Here is a 17013-nt window from a genome sequence, read left to right on the forward strand (position 1 = left end):
ACCGGGAACCCTCGACATGGATCCCTACGTACTATTACCGGCCACCCTTTACCGAACCCTTTACCGAACACAGACTCGGCTCGCACCCCAGAGGGAGTCCTATGCGTCATTTCGGGCACATCGCCCCCGAGGTGCGGCAGCGCCTCTTCCACCGGGAGCCGGGCGTGTTCACCGCCGACTCTCCGGCCCGGCTGCTCGCCGCCGCCCTCGGCGCCACCCTGTACAGCCCGGCAACCCGGCCGCGGCTCGCCGACGACATCGTCAAGCAGGCCGAGAACGGCGTGGTCTCGATGGTGCTGTGCCTGGAGGACTCGATCGACGACGCGGACGTCGTGGCCGGCGAGGAGAACCTCGTCCGGCACTTCGCCGACCTGGCCGCCCGGCCCGGAGCCGAGCCGCCGCTGCTGTTCGTCCGGGTCCGCGCCCCCGAGCAGATCCCCGACCTCGTACGGCGCCTCGGCCCGTCCGTACGGCTGCTGTCCGGATTCGTGCTGCCGAAGTTCACCGAGGAGCGCGGCATCCCCTTCCTGGAGGCCCTGACGGTCGCCGAGGCCGACAGCGGACGCCGGTTGTTCGCCATGCCCGTCCTGGAGTCCCCCGAGCTGCTCTACCGCGAGTCGCGCGTGGACACCCTGGAAGGCATCGCCCGCGCCGTCGACAAATTCCGCGACCGGGTCCTGGCGCTCCGCCTCGGCGTGACCGATTTCTGCTCCTCCTACGGCCTGCGCCGCGCCCCGGACATGACCGCCTACGACGTCCAGGTCGTCGCCTCCGTGATCGCCGACGTCGTGAACATGCTGGGCCGGGCCGACGGCACCGGATTCACCGTGACCGGCCCGGTGTGGGAGTACTTCCGGGTCTCCGAGCGCATGTTCAAGCCGCAGCTGCGACAGAGCCCCTTCCTGGAAGTACAGGCCGTCGAGCTGCGCGAGAGGCTGATCGAGCACGCCATGGACGGACTGCTGCGGGAGATCTCCCTCGACCAGGCCAACGGTCTGCTCGGCAAGACCTGCATCCACCCCTCCCATGTGCTGCCCGTCCACGCGCTGTCCGTGGTCAGCCACGAGGAGTACAGCGACGCCCAGGACATCCTGCGGCCGGAACGCGGCGGCGGGGGAGTGCTCCGGTCGGCCTACACGAACAAGATGAACGAGGTGAAGCCGCACCGCGCCTGGGCCGAGCGGACCCTGCTGCGCGCCGAGGTCTTCGGCGTGGCCCACGAGGACGTGGGCTTCGTGGAGCTGCTCGCCGCCGGAATAAGGAACGCATGAAGAACGCAGTGAACGACGGGGTCTGGACCGGCAGCTGGGTCGCCGAGCGGCTCGGGGTCGAACTCGTCGGCGACGACGGCCTGCCGGCTCTGCTGGGGCTCGCCCTGCGCCGCAACCCCAAGCGGGCCCATCTGCTGGTGTCCAACGTCCTCGGCAAGCATGTGCCCCAGTCGCCGACGGTGGTCTACGACCACGGCCACCGCCTGGGCCGACGGGTCCTCGCGCTGCTCGGCGAGGCGGAGGCCGGTGCCGCCGTCGTCCTCGGATACGCGGAGACCGCCACGGGCCTGGGCCATGCGGTGGCGGACGGTCTGGGAACGGCGCCGTATCTGCACTCCACGCGTCGGCCGGTGGCCGGGGTTGCCCGTGCGGGCGGCTTCGAGGAGTCGCATTCCCATGCCACTTCTCATCTTTTGCTGCCGGAGGATCCTGGGCTGCTGGCCGGGGACGGTCCGCTGGTGCTCGTCGACGATGAGTTCTCCACCGGTAACACTGTGCTGAGCACCGTCCGTGACCTGCATGAACGGTATCCGCGGCGGCGGTATGTGGTGGTTGCGCTGGTGGATATGCGTTCGGCTGAGGATACCGAGCGGATGGAACGGTTCGCCGACGAGATCGGGGCGCGGGTGGATCTGGTCGCCGCCGCGTCCGGGGCCGTACGGCTGCCGGAGGGTGTGCTGGAGAAGGGGCAGCGACTGGTGGGGCGCTATGAGTCCGCCGGGTGCGGGTCCGATGTGGTTGCTCGCGCCCACGCGGCGGAGCCGCATAGTGTCTCGCCCCGCGCCCCTGAACGGGCGCCCCAGTTCAGCCGTGTTGATCTGAACTGGCCTCACCGTCTCCCGGACGGTGGACGTCACGGTTTCACCCCCGCCCACCGCACCCGCCTCGAAGCCGCGCTGCCCGCCATGGCCGCCCGTATACGCGACGCCCTGCCCCCCGGCGCCCGGCGCGTCCTCGTCCTCGGCTTCGAGGAGCTGATGTACGCCCCGCTGCGCCTCGCGCGCGAACTGGAGCAGGTCACCGACGCCGAGGTGCGGTTCTCCACCACCACCCGCTCGCCCGTCCTCGCGCTGGACGACCCCGGCTACGCGATCCGCACCCGGCTGGCCTTCCCCGCGCACGACGCCCCGGCCGACGGCCCCGGTGAACGCTACGCCTACAACGTGGCGGGCGGCGGCTTCGACGCCGTCGTCGCCGTGGTCGACTCCGTCGCCGACACCCCGGCCCTGCACGCATCCGACGGCCTGCTGGCCCGCCTCGCCGCCCACACCCCGCACGTCCTGCTCGCGGTCGTCCCGTCGTACGTCCCGCACGCTCCCGAAAGGCCGGCCATGCTGCCCGAGCCCCTCCGTGGCCCCGCTTTCTCCTCGTACGCGCCCGACGAGGTCGGCTGGCTGCTCCAGGACCTCTCCGACCTCACGCTGGAGGCGCCGACCGAGGAGCGGGAGGAGGCCATCCAGAGCGGTGGCGCGCACTACGCCGAGTCGCTGCCGGTGGAGTACCAGCCGAGCGAGCAGTACCAGGAGCTGTTCCACACCGCGCTGGATGCCTCCGGCGGCCGTATCGCGCAGGCCGTCGGGGTCGTGACGGAGACGGTGCTCGCCGAGCGGTCACCGCGCCCGGTGCTGGTCTCGCTCGCCCGCGCGGGCACCCCGGTCGGCATCCTGATGCGCCGCTGGGCCCGCTTCCGGCACGGCCTGGACCTGCCGCACTACGCCGTGTCGATCGTGCGCGGCCGCGGTATCGACGCGGGCGCGCTGCGCTGGCTGGCCGCCCACCACGACCCGCGGGACGTCGTGTTCGTCGACGGCTGGACCGGCAAGGGCGCCATCACCCGCGAACTCGCCCAGGCCGTTGAGGAGTTCGAGGAGAAGGAGGGCATCACCGGCTTCGACCCGGAGATCGCCGTACTCGCCGACCCGGGCTCCTGCGTACGCACGTACGGCACCCGTGAGGACTTCCTCATCCCCTCCGCCTGCCTCAACTCGACGGTATCCGGCCTGATTTCGCGTACGGTCCTGCGCGCCGACCTGGTCGGCCCGGACGACTTCCACGGCGCGAAGTTCTACCGCGAACTCGCCGGCGCCGATGTCTCCGTGGCCTTCCTCGACGCCGTCTGCGCCCGCTTCCCCGAGGTCGCCGACAGCGTGGACACGGCGGTCAAGGAGCTGATGGGCGAGGACCGTACCCCGACCTGGGCCGGCTGGCGAGCCGTCGAGCGGATCAGCGAGGAGTACGGCATCCACGACGTGAACCTGGTCAAGCCCGGCGTCGGCGAGACCACCCGGGTCCTGCTGCGCCGGGTGCCCTGGAAGATCCTGGCCCGAAAGGGGGCCGGTGCCGACCTGGACCACGTCCGCCTGCTCGCCGAGCAGCGCGGGGTGCCGGTCGTGGAGGTCGGCGAACTGCCGTACACCTGCGTCGGGTTGATCCACCCCCGGTACACACGCGGTGCCACGGGCGCCGACGGCAAGGCGGTGAACGTCTGATGCCGGTGCTGGTGGCGAGCGACCTCGACCGTACGCTGATCTACTCCGCGGCAGCCCTCGCGCTCACCATGCCGGACGCTCCCCCACGCTCGGCTTCGCTCGCGCGGGCGGTGCCCCCAGCGCCCCGGCTGCTGTGCGTGGAGGTGCACGAGGCCAAGCCGCTCTCCTACCTGACCGAGACGGCGGCCCAGCTGCTGACCGACCTCGGCGACACGGCCGTCTTCGTGCCGACGACGACCCGGACGCGCAAGCAGTACCAGCGCATCAACCTGCCCGGACCGCCCCCGAAGTACGCGATCTGCGCCAACGGCGGCCATCTGCTGGTCGACGGGGTCACCGACGCCGACTGGCACGCGGGCGTGCAGGCACGGCTCGCCGACGAGTGCGCACCGCTGGCGGAGGTCCGCGACCATCTGCAGCGCTCCGCCGACCCCGCCTGGCTGCGCAAGCACCGGGTCGCCGAGGATCTCTTCGCCTATCTCGTCGTGGAGCGCGAGCTGCTGCCCGGGGAATGGGTGAAGGAGCTGGCGGTGTGGGCGGAGGACCGGGGCTGGACCGTCTCCCTCCAGGGCCGCAAGATCTACGCCGTCCCGCAGCCGCTCACCAAGAGCGCGGCGGTACGCGAGGTCGCCCGCCGCACCGGCGCCGAGCTGACCCTGGCGGCCGGTGATTCCCTGCTCGACGCCGACCTGCTCCTCGCCGCCGACCGCGGCTGGCGCCCCGGACACGGCGAACTGGCGGACACGGGCTGGACGGCACCGGAGATCGTGGCGCTACCGGAGCGGGGGGTCCTGGCGGGGGAGAGGATCGTACGGGAGTTTCTACGGGCGGCACGACAAGCGCCCTGAAGGGGCGCGGGGCTGTGTCCGATATGCGGCTCCGCCGCGTGGGCGCGACAAGCCACGACGATGCCGCACCCGCAGGACGGCATCGCGTGGCACTCCGCCAGGCGACTACCCGCAACAGCCCCCACCACAACAACCCCCGCCCCCGGCCTGCGCCGCAGGCGCGGAGGCACTCGATGCGACGCCGCCCACCGCCACGGTCGACAGCAACTTGACCGTGTCCTCATGCCCCACAGGGCACGTCGCGGGGGCGGCGGACTCGGCCATGGGACGGCTCAGTTCGAAGGTGTCGCCGCACGTGCGGCACCGGTACTCGTATCGAGGCATGGCCACAGATTACTGGTCGGCCTGCTCACGCTCGACGGCGTCCGGGTGCCGGGCCCGCCAGTACGGGTTGTCGTGCGGCAGGGTCGAGCCGACCCGCCCGTACATACCGAAGGTCATCAGCAGCAGGCCCACGACAAAGCTGAACAGCACGTTCTGGATCTTGAACGCCAGGAAATTGTGCGGGGTGTCGAGCAGGCCGAGGAACAGGAAGCCGTTCAGCAGGAACAGGATCCCGAGGACCATGTTCAGCGTGGACGCGACGTTCCCGCCGATCACCATGCCGACCAGCAGGATCGCGCCGATGCAGATCGACAGCACACTCAGCGTGCCGTTGGTGTTCAGGCCGGTGACCGTCGCTCCGCCGGTGTCGAAGTAGCCGATGTGGTGGATCAGACCCAGGATGCCGAAGGCGACGAGGAACGCGCCGATCAGACCCGCACCGATCCGGTAGACCGTGTTCAGCCGGTGGTCGACGGGCAGGTGCTTGTCGAACTCGATCCGCCGTCGCGGCGTGTGCACTGCGTGTGTGGCCATATCCGCCTCCCTCGGGCGTGTGAGCGGAGGCCGTCCGTCCATCCAATATCCGCCCGCCCGACCCACGCGGCAACACACCTGCCCCTACGGCGGGCCCGCGCTCAATGCCCCCCGCGCTCCTCGCGAATCTGCGCCACCACCCGAGCCACCGTCTGCCGGACGGCTTCCGTCTCGGTCAGGAAGTGCCAGTAGTCGGGATGCCGCCCCTGCAACGAGCCGATCGCCCGCTCCAGCCGCCCCACCGCGTCGTCCAGCGGCCGCGCGTGCCGGGGGTCCGGCGTCGTACGGCCCGTCATGGCCAGCCGCTGGGCGTCCCGGATCGCGAACCGCGTGCGCTCGGCCTCGGCCTGCGGATCCTTCTGTACGGCGTTCAGCCGGGCGAGCCGGTCGCCGGCGGCCGACACGGCCTCGTCGGTGGTGTTCAGCAGCGCCCGTACCGTCGACAGCAGCGAGGTCGCGTCCGGCCAGCGCTGGGCGTCCCGGGCCGTCTGCGCCTCGCGGAGCTTCAGCTCCGCCTGTCGTACGTTCTCCGTGGCCTGCTCGGGCACCTGCTGCAGGTCCTGCCAGCAGGCGGCCGCGAACCGGCGCCGCAGCTCGCTCAGCACCGGGTCCACCTGCCCGGCCCGGGTGGTCAGCGCCTGGGCCCGGGTCCGCAGGCTGACCAGCCGGTGATCGATCTCGGCGGCCTTCTCCGGCAGCCGCTCGGCCTCGGCCCGGATCGCCCCGGCCTCCCGCTGCACCCGCTCGGCCCGCTCCACCGTCTGCTGCACCCCGTGCTGCCCGGCACCCTGGTTCAGCCTGGTCAGCTCGGGGGACAGCGCGGCGAGCCGGCCGGCCAGGTCATCGGCCCGCAGCCCCTGCTCCCGTACGGCGTCCAGGGCGTTGCTGGCGCCCAGCAGGGCCTGCCGGGCCCGCTCCACGGCGGGTGCCACCCGGGCCAGCTGGGTCTCGGCCTTGCCGAGCAGCGGCCCGAGCGAGGTGCCGAACCGGTCCAGGTCCTGCTTGACCCGGATCAGCTCGTCCTTGGCGGACGTCAGCTCCGTGCGCGCCCGGGCGGCCGCCGCGGCCTCCAGGTCGTCCCGGTCGAGATCATGGGAGTCGACGGCCTGGATGTACCGCCGGCTGACCTCGTCGATGCGCTGCCCGAGCGCCTCGAAGTCGGTGCCGGCACGCCGGGCGGCAGGGGAGTCGTCCACGGCCGTGATGGTCTCGATGGAGATCCTGAGGTCCCGCTGGGCGGTGTCCAGTTCGTAGAACGCGGCCGCCGCGGCGTCCTTCGCGGCCTGTGCCTCGGCCCGCTGGCTCTCCGCCCGGCCGCCGAACCAGCGCCGGGTGCCCCCGCCGGCGAACGCGGCGGGCAGCGCGAGCGCGGCCAGCACCGGCAGGGTCATCAGGGCGAGGGTGTCGCGCAGAGCCGACGCCCCGCCCCGGCCCCGTACGGTCGACGGCGGATGCGGGTACGACCGCTTCGCTGGCGTGCCCGGAGTCGCCGTCACATCCCTCTCCCGTGGTGTGGTTCGCCGTGAGTGGTGCCATTCTCCCACCCGTTGAAGACGAACACACGGGCCGGTCAGTTCGCGCTGCGCACGGTCACTTTCCCGTCCGACGAATGGGCCGAGACCCGGTGCGGGCTGGTGTCGTCGCGGGGCACGGACACCGACACCCCGCCGTCGTCGGAGCCGGCCGACAGCCGGTACGCGCCCTTGGGCAGGGCGACCGTGACGGCGCCGTCGGCGCTGGAGGCGTCCACCTGGTCGGGTACGGCGGACAGCCGTACATCCACGGCACCGTCGGTGGTGTCCGCCTTCACCCGGCGCGAGGAGACGTCGGCGCGCACCGCACCGTCCGCCGACCTCAGGTCGAGCGGCCCGCTGGAGTCGGTGACGTGTACGGCGCCGTCTGCGGTGTCGACGCTCAGCGGATCCCGGAACCCCTGCGCCCGTACGCTGCCGTCCCCGTCGTCGACCTTCACGCTGATCCCGCGCGGCACCTCGATCCTGTACTTGGCCGAGCAGTCGGCGATGAACCCGGAGCAGTGCATGCGCAGCTTCAGCCGGTCGCCCTGGAAGGACCAGCTCACCTTGGGCGTGCCGCCGACGACGACCCTCCCCTTGAACCACCGGGTGACCTGGACCGTCCCCGCCTCGTTGCCCTGCGCCGCGACGATCTCCAGCGCCGCGTCGTCGGAGTCGACGCCGAGGGTGCGGCCGTGCAGCGCGAAGGACCGGTGGTCGGGATGCTTGTCGTCACTGGCGGAGGCGCCGCACGCGCTGACCCCCGCGACGAGCACCCCGGTGACCGAGGCCAGGGCGGCGGCGCGGACGGGAACGGAACGGGTCATGCCGGTCATACGGATCTCCCCCTGCACCGGTCCGCCGGGTCACGGCGGCCGGACCAACTCGGTCTCCGCCGACCCTAGATGATCATCACCCGTGCCCCGATCCGGCAGCCTCCCGGATCCGAGGTGGGGTTAACCCCCGTACGCCGTGGTCCCGGCGTTACAGGTTTGCGGTGCACCGGTCCCGGCAAGGTAGGCTGTCGACTCGTCCTGGGCGCACAGCCCGGATACCGGGTGCGTAGCTCAGGGGTAGAGCGCCTGCCTTACAAGCAGGATGTCGGCGGTTCGAAACCGTCCGCGCCCACCGGTGAAGCCCCCGACCCGTCCGGCCGGGGGCTCTTCTCATTCCTCCCCGGGTCTCATTCCTCTTCCTCGCCGGGCTGTTCCTCCCCGCTCGGCCGCTCCTGGGCGTGCTTCAGCCGGGTGCGGGCCTCCACGCGGTCCGCTGCCGCGACCTCGGCCCAGAAGCGGTGCGTGCTGATGAACACCGCCAGCTCGTGCTCGCGGCGGCGCAGCTTCTCCACCTCGGCCTGTTCGTCCGCCGTCCAGCCCGGGGACGCGGGCCGCTCCACTCTGCGCCAGCCGGTGTCGTCGCTGAAGCCGTCCATCGGCTGCACCGACCAGGGCAGTCGCTTGAGCAGGGCCGACAGCTCGGCCCGGACCTGATGCAGCTCCTCCTGACCGGCGAGGAGGTCACTGGGGAATTCATAGGTCGTCGCCACGCGGCAATGCTACGCCTGTTCGATTTTGGGTGGCGAGCTCGTTCGTGGGGCTGCCGGGAGGTTCAGCCAAACGGGTGGTCGAACGCGTTCGTGTTGCTCGCCGTCGGCCCAGTGGCGGTTGAACCACTGGGCCGACGGGCGTCCTCAGTGGCCGGTGGCGCGCAGTTCGTCCATCAGGCGGGCCGTCACCGGTACCGCTACGCCGTGCCGGGCGGCCGCGCGCAGCAGCGCCCCGCCGATGGCGTCGAGTTCGAGCGGGCGGCCCGCCTCGGCGTCGCGCTGCATGGAGGACTTGCTCCCGGGCGGGAAGGCGTCGTACCGGGCCAGCGCCTGGGCCGGGTCGGCGGGGGCGCCGCAGGCGCGGCTGACGGCGGCGGTCTCGGCGACCAGGGACTCCAGTTCCGCACGGTGCCGGGTGCGGACCTCGCCGAGGGGGAGGCCGTACCGGGTGGTGAGCAGGGCGAAGGGGGCGAGGAATGCCATCTTGGCCCACAGCGCCGCCGTCTCGTCCTCCAGCACCCGGGCCGTCACGCCGGCGGACGTGAGGAGCGCCGCCAGCTGATCGAGGCGGGGGCGGGGGACGGTGTCGCCGGCGAGGTCCATCTCCGCGAACGGGCTGCCGTGCTCGATCACGCCCGGGGCGAGGCGGGTGGACTCCACGCGGATCACGGCGGGCGCCACCCGGTCGGGGCGGTAGCGGTCGCGCAGGGCCGCGGGGTGCTCGACGCCGTTCAGCAGCGGTACGACGAGGGTGTCGCCGAGGGCGGCGGGCGGGACGCGGGTGAGGGCGGCGTCCAGGGCGGTGTGCTTGACGGCGACGAGGCAGGCGTCCACCGGTTCGCGCAGTTCCGTGTCGGCCTCGACGGGGGCCGTGAAGTCGCCGAACTGGCGGCTGCGGACCTGGATGCCGGTGCTGCGCAGGGTGTCGGCCGTCTCTTCCCGGGCCAGGCAGATGACGCGGTGGCCGGAGCGGGAGAGCAGGGCGGCGAGGAGGCCGCCGGTGCCGCCGGGGCCGAGGATGGCCACGGTGTTCTTGGTCGCCATGAGGCTGTTCCCTTCGTCGGTCGGCCCCGGGGTTCGGTGGCCGCCTTCGACGTGATCTTCGCACCGGGCGCGGTGTGCGTGAGACTGGGGGCATGTGCCGGAGCATCAAGACACTGCGTCCGCCCGTGCTGCCCGGCGAGGCCACGGACGACGACATCCACGCCGCCGCCCTGCAGTACGTGCGGAAGGTCTCGGGATTCCGGGCGCCCGCCGCGCACAACCGCGAGGCCTTCGACCGCGCGGTGGCCGCCGTGGCCGAGGCCACGGCCGAGCTTCTCGGCGGGTTGGAGGTGCGGGGCCAGTCGGTGCGCGGTGTCCAGTCGCGCGAAGTGTCACCTTCCGCAATCCGGCATGACGGATAACTCGGATTAGGGACATGGAGGGTTGGGGCGCACAGGGCATGATGAAGCGCGCCGTCCGCTTATGGCTCACGCCGGCGCACGCCATCCCGCCCCAACTGCCCGGGAGTCCCTCCTTTGTCTGCACCGAGCCAGGAATCCCCCACGGTCTCCGTCGCCCTGGTCGGGGCCGGGCCGCGCGGAACCAGCGTGCTGGAACGCATCTGCGCCTCCGCGCCGGAGCTGCTCCCGCCCGGTGTCCGGCTGACGGTCCATGTGATCGACCCGGCGGCGCCCGGCCCGGGGCGGGTCTGGCGGACCACGCAGCCGGCCGAGCTACTGATGAACACGGTGGCGAGCCAGGTGACGCTGTTCACCGACGACAGCGTGGACTGCGCGGGCCCGGTCCGCCCCGGACCGAGTCTGCACGAGTGGGCGGCCGGCGAGGTGGGCCCGGACGACTATCCGACCCGCGCGCACTTCGGCCGCTATCTGGAGTGGGTCTTCGCCCGCACCCTCCGCGAGGCGCCGGAGGCGATACGCGTCGAGATCCACCGGACCCGTGCCGTACGGCTGGACGACGCCGCCGACGGCCGGCAGGTGCTCACCCTCGACGACGGCCGGGTGCTGTCCGGGCCGGCCGCGGTCGTGCTGGCCCAGGGCCATCTGCCCACCGCCGAGGGCGAGGAGCACCGGCGCAGCGCCGCGTACGCCGCCCGGCACGGCCTCACCCACGTCCCGCCCGCCAATCCGGCCGACGTCGAGCTCGGCGCCGTACGGCCGGGCGAGGCCGTGCTGCTGCGCGGCCTCGGGCTGAACTTCTTCGACCACCTGGCGCTCCTCACCAGCGGCCGGGACGGCCGCTTCGTCCGGGACGGGCCGGGCGGCACCCTGCGCTATCTGCCCTCCGGGCGGGAACCGCGCCTGTACGCCGGCTCCCGGCGCGGGGTGCCGTACCAGGCGCGCGGCGACAACGCCAAGGGCCCCTACGGCCGGCACGCCCCGCTGCTGCTCACCCCGGAGGTGATCGCGGGCTTCCGCAAGCGCGCCGACTCCGGCGAGGCGCCCGACTTCCTCGCGGAGATATGGCCGTTGGTCGCGAAGGAGGTGGAGACGGTCTACTACCGCGCGCTGATCGAGAGCGCGGGCGATACGGGCCGCACCGGCTGTGCCGGGCGCTCCGCCTTCACCGAGCGCTTTCTCGCCCTGCCCCACGGCGATCCCCAAGAGGCGCTGCTGCTGGACGAGTTCGGGGTCGGGTCGGCGGAGCGGTGGTGCTGGGAGCGGGTGTCGCGGCCGTACGGGGAGCGGGAGTTCGCGGATCCGGGGGAGTGGCGGGCGTGGCTGCTGGGGTATCTGCGCGAGGACGCCGCGCAGGCCGCGCTGGGCAATGTGCGCGGCCCGCTCAAGGCGGCCCTCGACGTGCTGCGGGACCTGCGCAACGAGATACGGCTGGTGGTCGACCACGGCGGGCTGAGCGGCATCTCCCGGCGGGCACATCTGGACCACTGGTACACGCCGCTGAACGCCTTTCTGTCCATCGGCCCGCCCCGGCGCCGGATCGAGGAACTGGTGGCTCTGCTGGAGGCGGGCGTGGTGGAGGTGCTCGGCCCGCGTCTGGAGGTGCGGCCGATGCGGGAGGCCTGGCTGGCGTCCTCGCCGGATGTGCCGGGCTCCGGTGTCCGTGTGACGACTCTCATAGAGGCGCGCCTTCCGGAACCGGATCTGCGGTACACGGCCGACGCGTTGCTCGCCGGGCTGCTCGCGGACGGCGGCTGCCGGCCGCACACGGTGGACGGCTACGAAACCGGCGGGCTGGACGTGACGCGCCGCCCGTACCACCTGATCGATCGTCAAGGAGCCGTGCACGCAAGGAGATTCGCCTTCGGTGTGCCCACGGAGGGCGTGCACTGGGTGACGGCGGCCGGGGCCCGGCCGGGGGTGGACTCGGTCACGCTGTCGGACGCCGACGCGGTCGCGCGGGCCGTCCTGCGGACGGCCGCCGCCGAGGCGGAGCCGCAAGCGGAAGCGGAAGCATGGCCAAATGTTGAACTTGCAAGCACTGATTAGGGAGCCCTAACCTGGGTCCCTCGTTCGGTACCGCCGCCCCCACGACCGGCCACGCACACCACACGTCCCCGGCCGGCCCGACCGCCACCGAAGAGGAGAACCCCCTCATGACCGCACGTCTCAACTCCGCTCAGCCCTATGTCCTCGGGCTCTTCCGCATCGTCGTAGGCCTGCTCTTCGCCGTGCACGGCGCCGCGTCCCTCTTCGGCGTCCTCGGCGGCGCCGCCGGCACCCAGGGCGGCACAATCCCCACCGGCACCTGGCCCGGCTGGTACGCGGCCGTGATCCAGCTGGTCGCCGGCGCCCTGGTGCTCCTCGGCCTCGGCACCCGCGGGGCCGCGCTGATCGCCTCGGGCTCGATGGCGTACGCCTACTTCGACGTCCACCAGCAGGCCGCGCTCTGGCCCATCCAGAACGGCGGCGAGCTGTCGGTCCTGTTCTGCTGGGCGTTCTTCCTGCTGGTCTTCACCGGCTCCGGCGCCTTCGGTCTCGACCGCCTCGTCGTCCGCCGCACCGCCACGGACGACGCGGCCGCCGAGCGGGCCCCGATAGCGGCCTGACGCACACCGGCCCGATGACGGCCTGACGCGCAGCGGCCTGATGGGTGCGGCGCCCTTCCCCCGTCACGAGGGGAAGGGCGCCGTCCTGCGTTCGGCCCGCTCCCGCCGGCGCGTCCTGCCGCGCGGCCCGGCCGTGGGCTCTCGCGGTCCGCCTACTACTTCTTGCCGAACGGCACGGTGAGGCAGGCCACCCGGGCGCCCTTGGTGCCGGGTTCACTGTGGATCACCACCGAGGCGGCCTCGCCCTTCCGGAAGGCCCAGGTGTGCTGGGCGGTGGCCGTGCCCTGGCCGTGGGCGTCGGCCTTGAAGTCCAGCCAGACCTCGTTCTTGGCGTTCACGTGGGCGGTGTCCATGCCGACCTTGTTCTGGTAGTGCGAGCCGGCGGCGGCGGGGTCGGCGCCGCAGGCCTTCTGGTGGACGTGGACCCCGAAGGAGTGGCCGGCCTTGACGCCGGTGACCCGCAGCTGGACGGTGGTGACGCCGTTCCGCTGGATCTGCTGCCGGACCCGGATCCGGGCGCCCGCCGGGATCAGGCTCTGGTTGTATGTCACCGCCGTCGACTTCGCGGATGCGGCCGGTGGGGCGAACTTGCCGACGGTCTCCAGTGAGACGCCGGGAGTGCTCGCGCTCCCGGTCGCGAACAGGGCTGCGGCAAGAGCGCCCGCGTATACGGCTGCGACCATGATGTGCACCACCTTCTGCGCTTATGCGCCGTTTTGTTGGGATATCGGCCTTATGTGAATGCACGGCCTCTCTCCCTTGCTACGGGACGCGGGACGGCTCCGCCGGTCACGATGGGCTGCTCGGGTGAAAACGCTCTGTAATGCCCCATAAGTGACATGGGTGTCATGAGTCCAGTGCGTGCCATCAGTCCCATGAGCCCCCCGAAGCCCGTCTGTCACACCCCCCGCGTACGCTGTATGGCTGTCAACGGGGGAGCAACGGGAGTCGTCGTGTTGGAGAGTCTGGGGTCGCTGGCCACCGGACCGTGGATCTATGCCGCGGTGGCCGTGTCCGTCCTGCTCGACGTGTTCGTGCCGGTGCTGCCGAGCGGCGTGCTGGTCATCATGGCGGGTACGGCAGCGGCGGCGGGGTCGGGAGCGGCGGCCGGCCGGGGCGGGCCCGCCGTGCCGGATCTGCTGGCGCTGGTCCTCTCCGCGGCGACCGCCTCGGTCCTCGGCGATCTCGTGGCCTACCGGCTGGCCTGGCGGGGCGGTGCCCGGCTGGACCGGGCGATAGCCCGCTCCCGGCGGCTGACCAGCGCGCAGGAACGTCTCGGCGATGCCCTGGCGCGGGGCGGCGGCGCGCTGGTCGTCTTGGCCCGCTTCGCCCCCGCCGGCCGCTCGGTCGTCTCCTTCTGCGCGGGCGCCGCCCACCGCCGCGCCCGCGACTTCGTCCCCTGGTCCGCCCTGGCCGGCCTCTCCTGGGCCGCCTACAGCGTCGCCCTCGGGTACTACGGCGCCCAGTGGCTCGGCGCGACCTGGCTCGCCACGGCCGTCTCCCTGGGCGCGCTGTTCGGCGCGGGCGCGGTGGCGGGATATCTGGTGCGGCGCCGCCCGGCTTCCTGAGGGCGGCGGTCGCGGGCGGTTCCGTCCGCCGGTGGCTCGCCGGGCCGGCGGAGACACTCGGGAGTTGTCCATGACAAGGTTGCCGACTAAACCTTCACGTCCCTTACGATGGGGAGCGCAGAAGGGGAGTAGCTCTTCGCCGGACCGTCGACATACTGCTCAGCCAGCCTGAGCCGGCGCCCGGAGGCGGACCGCCGCATCTCATCGAGGCCCGCCAGCGAGACCTTCGGCAAGCAGTGCACGTCCATGTCCCGCGACAGGGACGCCGAGTGTGCTGCCGTGCCGAGGTGTCATCGCGTGACGTACCGCACTCTCGGCGGGGCAGCCCCGACCGATTGAGGAACCTTGATCAGCATCACCGTGACGGCGCTCGTCTTCGGCGTCATCTTCCTCGCCGAACTGCCGGACAAGACCGCGCTCGCCGGTCTCGTCCTCGGCACCCGTTACCGCGCGAGCTACGTCTTCGCGGGTGTCGCCGCCGCCTTCCTCCTGCACGTCGTGCTGGCCGTCGCGGCCGGCAGCGTGCTGAACCTGCTGCCGCACCAGATCGTCTCCGCGCTCACCGGCGTCCTCTTCCTCGGCGGCGCGGCCGTGCTCCTGATGAAGAAGGACGAGGACGAGGAGGACATCAAGAAGCCCGCCGACCAGTCCTTCTGGAGGGTCGCCGGTACGGGCTTCATGCTCATCCTCGTCGCCGAGTTCGGCGATCTCACCCAGATCATGACCGCCAACCTCGCCGCCCGCTACAACGACCCCGTCTCCGTCGGCCTCGGCGCGGTGCTCGGCCTGTGGGCCGTCGCCGGACTCGGCATCGTCGGCGGAAAGGCCCTGATGAAGAGGGTGCCGCTGCGGCTGATCACGCAGGTCGCGGCGCTGCTGATGCTCGGCCTCGGGGTGTGGAGCCTGTACGGGGCGGTGGCGGGCTGAGCGCGCGGGGCCGAGGCGGGCCGAGGCCGGGCGGGCTGAACGGTCGGTGAATCCTTGGGGGAGATGGTGGCGGGATCCGCCCGGGTTTTGTACCGTGGAGAAACAAAGTGGCTCCCGCCCGTTTTCCCTGACCGGCGGGCGGGGCCGCCTTGTTCCCCCGGCCTGGGTTCTTCTCGTTCCCGGCCTGAGGTCTTCTCGTTCCCGTCGTTCCTGGAGCTGCCGATGACGGCCACCACCACGCCCACCGTCCTCACCGCCCGCGCGCTCCTGCTCGACATGGACGGCACGCTCGTCAACTCGGACGCCGTCGTCGAGCGCATCTGGCGCCACTGGGCCGAGCAGCACGGGCTGGACGGCGACGAGGTGATGAAGGTCGTGCACGGCCGGCAGGGCCACGCCTCCATGGCCGTACTGCTGCCCGACCGGCCCGTCGAGCAGAACCTCGCCGACAACGCCCGCATGCTCGCCGAGGAGACCTCCGACACCGACGGCGTGGTCGAGATCCCCGGCGCGAGCGCCTTCCTCGCCGCACTGCGCGGTCTGCCGCACGCGCTGGTCACCTCCGCCGACGTCGCGCTGTCCACCGCCCGGATGAACGCCGCCGGGCTCCCGCTGCCGGACGTGCGGATCACCGCCGAGTCGGTCGGCGCGAGCAAGCCCGATCCCGAGGGCTTCCTGAAGGGCGCGGCCGAGCTGGGGGTGGACCCGGCCGACTGCGTGGTCTTCGAGGACTCCGGGGCCGGTATCGCGGCCGGGCGCGCCGCGGGGATGGCCGTGGTGGGGGTCGGTCCTCGTGCCGGGAGCCATGGTCCCGACGTGACCGTGTCCGACCTCACGCAGGTGCGGGTCGAGGCGATGGAAGACGGGACGATTCGGCTGCACATCGGCTGACGTCCCGATGCGGGGGTCTGCCGGCGGTCACGGCTTCTCCGTCTCCGCCTCCAGGCTCTCCCGCGTCGCCCGTCCGTACACGCCCAGGGTGTCGTCCTGGATGTCGCGGGCCAGTTGGTAGGTGCGTACCGCGTCCTCCACCGGGCGGGTGTACACGCCGTCGATCCGGTCGTCGTAGAGGCCCAACTGCCACAGCCGGTACTGGAGTTCGGCCACCTCCGGGCCGCGGTCGCCGCGTTGGAGTACCGGGGCGACGAGGGCGGAGACTGTCGTGGCCGGAGTGGGGGACGCCGGGTGGGACGTGGCGGCGGACGCGGTCGGGGTCGGTGAAGCCGGCGTCGGCGTCGGCGTCGTGGACGGGGGACTCGGACGGGGCGTCGGCGTGAAGCGCGACGGCGGTACCGGCGCGCGGGACACGGTGGGAGAGGGCGGCGACGCCGTCGGTGACGTCGGGGCCGGTGCGCTGACGTCCGGGACGCTCTCCCTGACCTCCTGGGCCGCCGGGTCCCGGGCCGGCGTGCGGTACGAGAACACACCGCTCGCGAACCCGGCGGCCGCCACGACCGCCATGCCGGCGCCGGCGACCGACAGCAGGACGGCGCGACGGGTTCGGCGGCGGGGCGTCCCGCCGCCCGGGGGCTCTGCCGCACCGCCGGACACGACGGCGGGGCCGGGTCCGTTCGCCCCGTCAGGGCCGTCCGTGCCGCCGTCCTCGAACATCCGCAGGTCGGCCGCGCTCGCCCCCGGCACCGGCCGCAGCGGCAGCGTGGTCTCGGCGGCCGGTGTCGAGCGTGTCCTCGCGTCGGGTGACCCTCCCGTCACGGGCGGTACCGGCCGAACCTCCGCCCGCTCGACCGCGTGGGCCTCGACGACCTCCACATACGGTCGTATCCGCAGGGGATCGAAGTCCTCCGCCGCTGCCGCCTCGGCCGTACGGGTCTCGCGCAGCGCCTCGGCGGCGCGTTCGGTGCAGTCGCAGGACGGGCTGCGGTCCGGTCCTCTCGGCGCGCCGCACTCCGGGCAGGTATGGCCTCCGGAATCACTCACCTGTTCGTCCCTCCCCTCAGGAACTTCCGAGACTATGCGCAC

The 17013-nt window shown here is 72.4% G+C and carries 17 protein-coding genes and 1 tRNA gene; 10 read left to right on the forward strand and 8 right to left on the reverse strand.

The features are described 5' to 3' along the window. Positions 1–101: 101 nt before the first annotated feature. The 3 genes from AB5L52_RS30575 to AB5L52_RS30585 are packed head-to-tail and all read left to right on the forward strand — an operon-like array spanning position 102 to position 4608. A complete protein-coding gene (locus tag AB5L52_RS30575; protein WP_351565927.1) occupies positions 102–1271 on the forward strand; it encodes an HpcH/HpaI aldolase/citrate lyase family protein in 1170 nt (389 codons plus the stop codon). Beyond that, positions 1268–3760, forward strand: coding sequence for a phosphoribosyltransferase (locus AB5L52_RS30580; protein ID WP_369367241.1), 2493 nt, complete (start codon positions 1268–1270; stop codon positions 3758–3760). The genes AB5L52_RS30575 and AB5L52_RS30580 overlap by 4 nt, the downstream gene beginning before the upstream one ends. Next, the gene (locus tag AB5L52_RS30585; protein WP_369367242.1) at positions 3760–4608 is read left to right on the forward strand and encodes an HAD family hydrolase; all 849 of its coding nucleotides are present in this window, start codon (positions 3760–3762) and stop codon (positions 4606–4608) included. The genes AB5L52_RS30580 and AB5L52_RS30585 overlap by 1 nt, the downstream gene beginning before the upstream one ends. A gap of 105 nt (positions 4609–4713) precedes the next feature. Here AB5L52_RS30585 and AB5L52_RS30590 read toward each other — a convergent pair whose 3' ends face one another. The 4 genes from AB5L52_RS30590 to AB5L52_RS30605 all read right to left on the reverse strand — a co-directional run bounded on the left by AB5L52_RS30590 (position 4714) and on the right by AB5L52_RS30605 (position 7807). Then, a complete protein-coding gene (locus tag AB5L52_RS30590; protein WP_369367243.1) occupies positions 4714–4932 on the reverse strand; it encodes a zinc ribbon domain-containing protein in 219 nt (72 codons plus the stop codon). Positions 4933–4941: 9 nt separating this feature from the next. Beyond that, entirely contained in the window at positions 4942–5466 is a 525-nt protein-coding gene (locus AB5L52_RS30595; RefSeq protein WP_369367244.1) for a DUF4383 domain-containing protein, read from the reverse strand. A gap of 101 nt (positions 5467–5567) precedes the next feature. Further along, positions 5568–6962, reverse strand: coding sequence for a hypothetical protein (locus AB5L52_RS30600; protein ID WP_351020739.1), 1395 nt, complete (start codon positions 6960–6962; stop codon positions 5568–5570). 74 nt (positions 6963–7036) lie between these two features. Further along, the gene (locus AB5L52_RS30605; RefSeq protein ID WP_369369005.1) at positions 7037–7807 is read right to left on the reverse strand and encodes a DUF4097 family beta strand repeat-containing protein; all 771 of its coding nucleotides are present in this window, start codon (positions 7805–7807) and stop codon (positions 7037–7039) included. A gap of 229 nt (positions 7808–8036) precedes the next feature. On the opposite strand from AB5L52_RS30605, the gene AB5L52_RS30610 reads away from it, so the two are divergent. Then, positions 8037–8108, forward strand: a tRNA-Val gene (locus tag AB5L52_RS30610). Positions 8109–8163: 55 nt separating this feature from the next. Here AB5L52_RS30610 and AB5L52_RS30615 read toward each other — a convergent pair. Together AB5L52_RS30615 and AB5L52_RS30620 are read right to left on the reverse strand one after the other, a co-directional pair. Beyond that, complete coding sequence (locus AB5L52_RS30615; protein ID WP_351020741.1) at positions 8164–8526, reverse strand: hypothetical protein; 363 nt, start codon at positions 8524–8526, stop codon at positions 8164–8166. Positions 8527–8670: 144 nt separating this feature from the next. Beyond that, a complete protein-coding gene (locus AB5L52_RS30620; RefSeq protein ID WP_369367245.1) occupies positions 8671–9570 on the reverse strand; it encodes a ketopantoate reductase family protein in 900 nt (299 codons plus the stop codon). Positions 9571–9662: 92 nt separating this feature from the next. On the opposite strand from AB5L52_RS30620, the gene AB5L52_RS30625 reads away from it, so the two are divergent. From AB5L52_RS30625 to AB5L52_RS30635, 3 genes are all read left to right on the forward strand, one after another. Beyond that, complete coding sequence (locus AB5L52_RS30625) at positions 9663–9932, forward strand: DUF2277 domain-containing protein (protein WP_351020745.1); 270 nt, start codon at positions 9663–9665, stop codon at positions 9930–9932. Between the two features lie 114 nt (positions 9933–10046). Next, the gene (locus AB5L52_RS30630; RefSeq protein ID WP_369367246.1) at positions 10047–11978 is read left to right on the forward strand and encodes an FAD/NAD(P)-binding protein; all 1932 of its coding nucleotides are present in this window, start codon (positions 10047–10049) and stop codon (positions 11976–11978) included. Positions 11979–12085: 107 nt separating this feature from the next. Then, positions 12086–12538 carry a DoxX family protein gene (locus AB5L52_RS30635; RefSeq protein WP_351020749.1) on the forward strand — a complete coding sequence of 151 codons (453 nt, stop codon included), beginning with the start codon at positions 12086–12088 and terminating at the stop codon, positions 12536–12538. Positions 12539–12693: 155 nt separating this feature from the next. Here the strand turns inward: AB5L52_RS30635 and AB5L52_RS30640 are convergent, their stop codons facing one another. Further along, on the reverse strand, positions 12694–13221 hold the full coding sequence (locus tag AB5L52_RS30640) for a superoxide dismutase family protein (protein WP_351020751.1): 528 nt from the start codon (positions 13219–13221) through the stop codon (positions 12694–12696). 270 nt (positions 13222–13491) lie between these two features. Here AB5L52_RS30640 and AB5L52_RS30645 point away from each other — a divergent pair, with 270 nt between their 5' ends. The 3 genes from AB5L52_RS30645 (at position 13492) to AB5L52_RS30655 (ending at position 15924) form a co-directional block, all read left to right on the forward strand. Next, positions 13492–14106, forward strand: a complete 615-nt coding sequence (locus AB5L52_RS30645; RefSeq protein ID WP_351020753.1) for a VTT domain-containing protein — start codon at positions 13492–13494, stop codon at positions 14104–14106. A 345-nt stretch (positions 14107–14451) separates the two neighbouring features. Next, positions 14452–15033 (forward strand): TMEM165/GDT1 family protein, encoded by a 582-nt coding sequence (locus AB5L52_RS30650; protein ID WP_351020755.1) that lies wholly within the window; start codon positions 14452–14454, stop codon positions 15031–15033. A 222-nt stretch (positions 15034–15255) separates the two neighbouring features. Further along, entirely contained in the window at positions 15256–15924 is a 669-nt protein-coding gene (locus AB5L52_RS30655) for an HAD-IA family hydrolase (RefSeq protein ID WP_369367247.1), read from the forward strand. A 27-nt stretch (positions 15925–15951) separates the two neighbouring features. On the opposite strand, the gene AB5L52_RS30660 is transcribed toward AB5L52_RS30655, so the two are convergent. Then, the gene (locus AB5L52_RS30660) at positions 15952–16971 is read right to left on the reverse strand and encodes a peptidoglycan-binding protein (protein WP_369367248.1); all 1020 of its coding nucleotides are present in this window, start codon (positions 16969–16971) and stop codon (positions 15952–15954) included. Between the last annotated feature and the right edge of the window lie 42 nt (positions 16972–17013).

Origin of the sequence: Streptomyces sp. CG4, assembly GCF_041080655.1 — a bacterium.
Classification (GTDB): Bacteria; Actinomycetota; Actinomycetes; order Streptomycetales; family Streptomycetaceae; genus Streptomyces.

Bases quoted from the DNA above. Each gene is read 5' to 3' on its own strand.
- AB5L52_RS30590 (WP_369367243.1), bottom strand. From the start codon at position 4,932: ATGCCTCGATACGAGTACCGGTGCCGCACGTGCGGCGACACCTTCGAA.
- AB5L52_RS30585 (WP_369367242.1), top strand. From the start codon at position 3,760: ATGCCGGTGCTGGTGGCGAGCGACCTCGACCGTACGCTGATCTACTCC.
- AB5L52_RS30605 (WP_369369005.1), bottom strand. From the start codon at position 7,807: ATGACCCGTTCCGTTCCCGTCCGCGCCGCCGCCCTGGCCTCGGTCACC.
- AB5L52_RS30625 (WP_351020745.1), top strand. From the start codon at position 9,663: ATGTGCCGGAGCATCAAGACACTGCGTCCGCCCGTGCTGCCCGGCGAG.
- AB5L52_RS30595 (WP_369367244.1), bottom strand. From the start codon at position 5,466: ATGGCCACACACGCAGTGCACACGCCGCGACGGCGGATCGAGTTCGAC.
- AB5L52_RS30620 (WP_369367245.1), bottom strand. From the start codon at position 9,570: ATGGCGACCAAGAACACCGTGGCCATCCTCGGCCCCGGCGGCACCGGC.
- AB5L52_RS30580 (WP_369367241.1), top strand. From the start codon at position 1,268: ATGAAGAACGCAGTGAACGACGGGGTCTGGACCGGCAGCTGGGTCGCC.
- AB5L52_RS30575 (WP_351565927.1), top strand. From the start codon at position 102: ATGCGTCATTTCGGGCACATCGCCCCCGAGGTGCGGCAGCGCCTCTTC.
- AB5L52_RS30635 (WP_351020749.1), top strand. From the start codon at position 12,086: ATGACCGCACGTCTCAACTCCGCTCAGCCCTATGTCCTCGGGCTCTTC.
- AB5L52_RS30640 (WP_351020751.1), bottom strand. From the start codon at position 13,221: ATGGTCGCAGCCGTATACGCGGGCGCTCTTGCCGCAGCCCTGTTCGCG.
- AB5L52_RS30655 (WP_369367247.1), top strand. From the start codon at position 15,256: ATGACGGCCACCACCACGCCCACCGTCCTCACCGCCCGCGCGCTCCTG.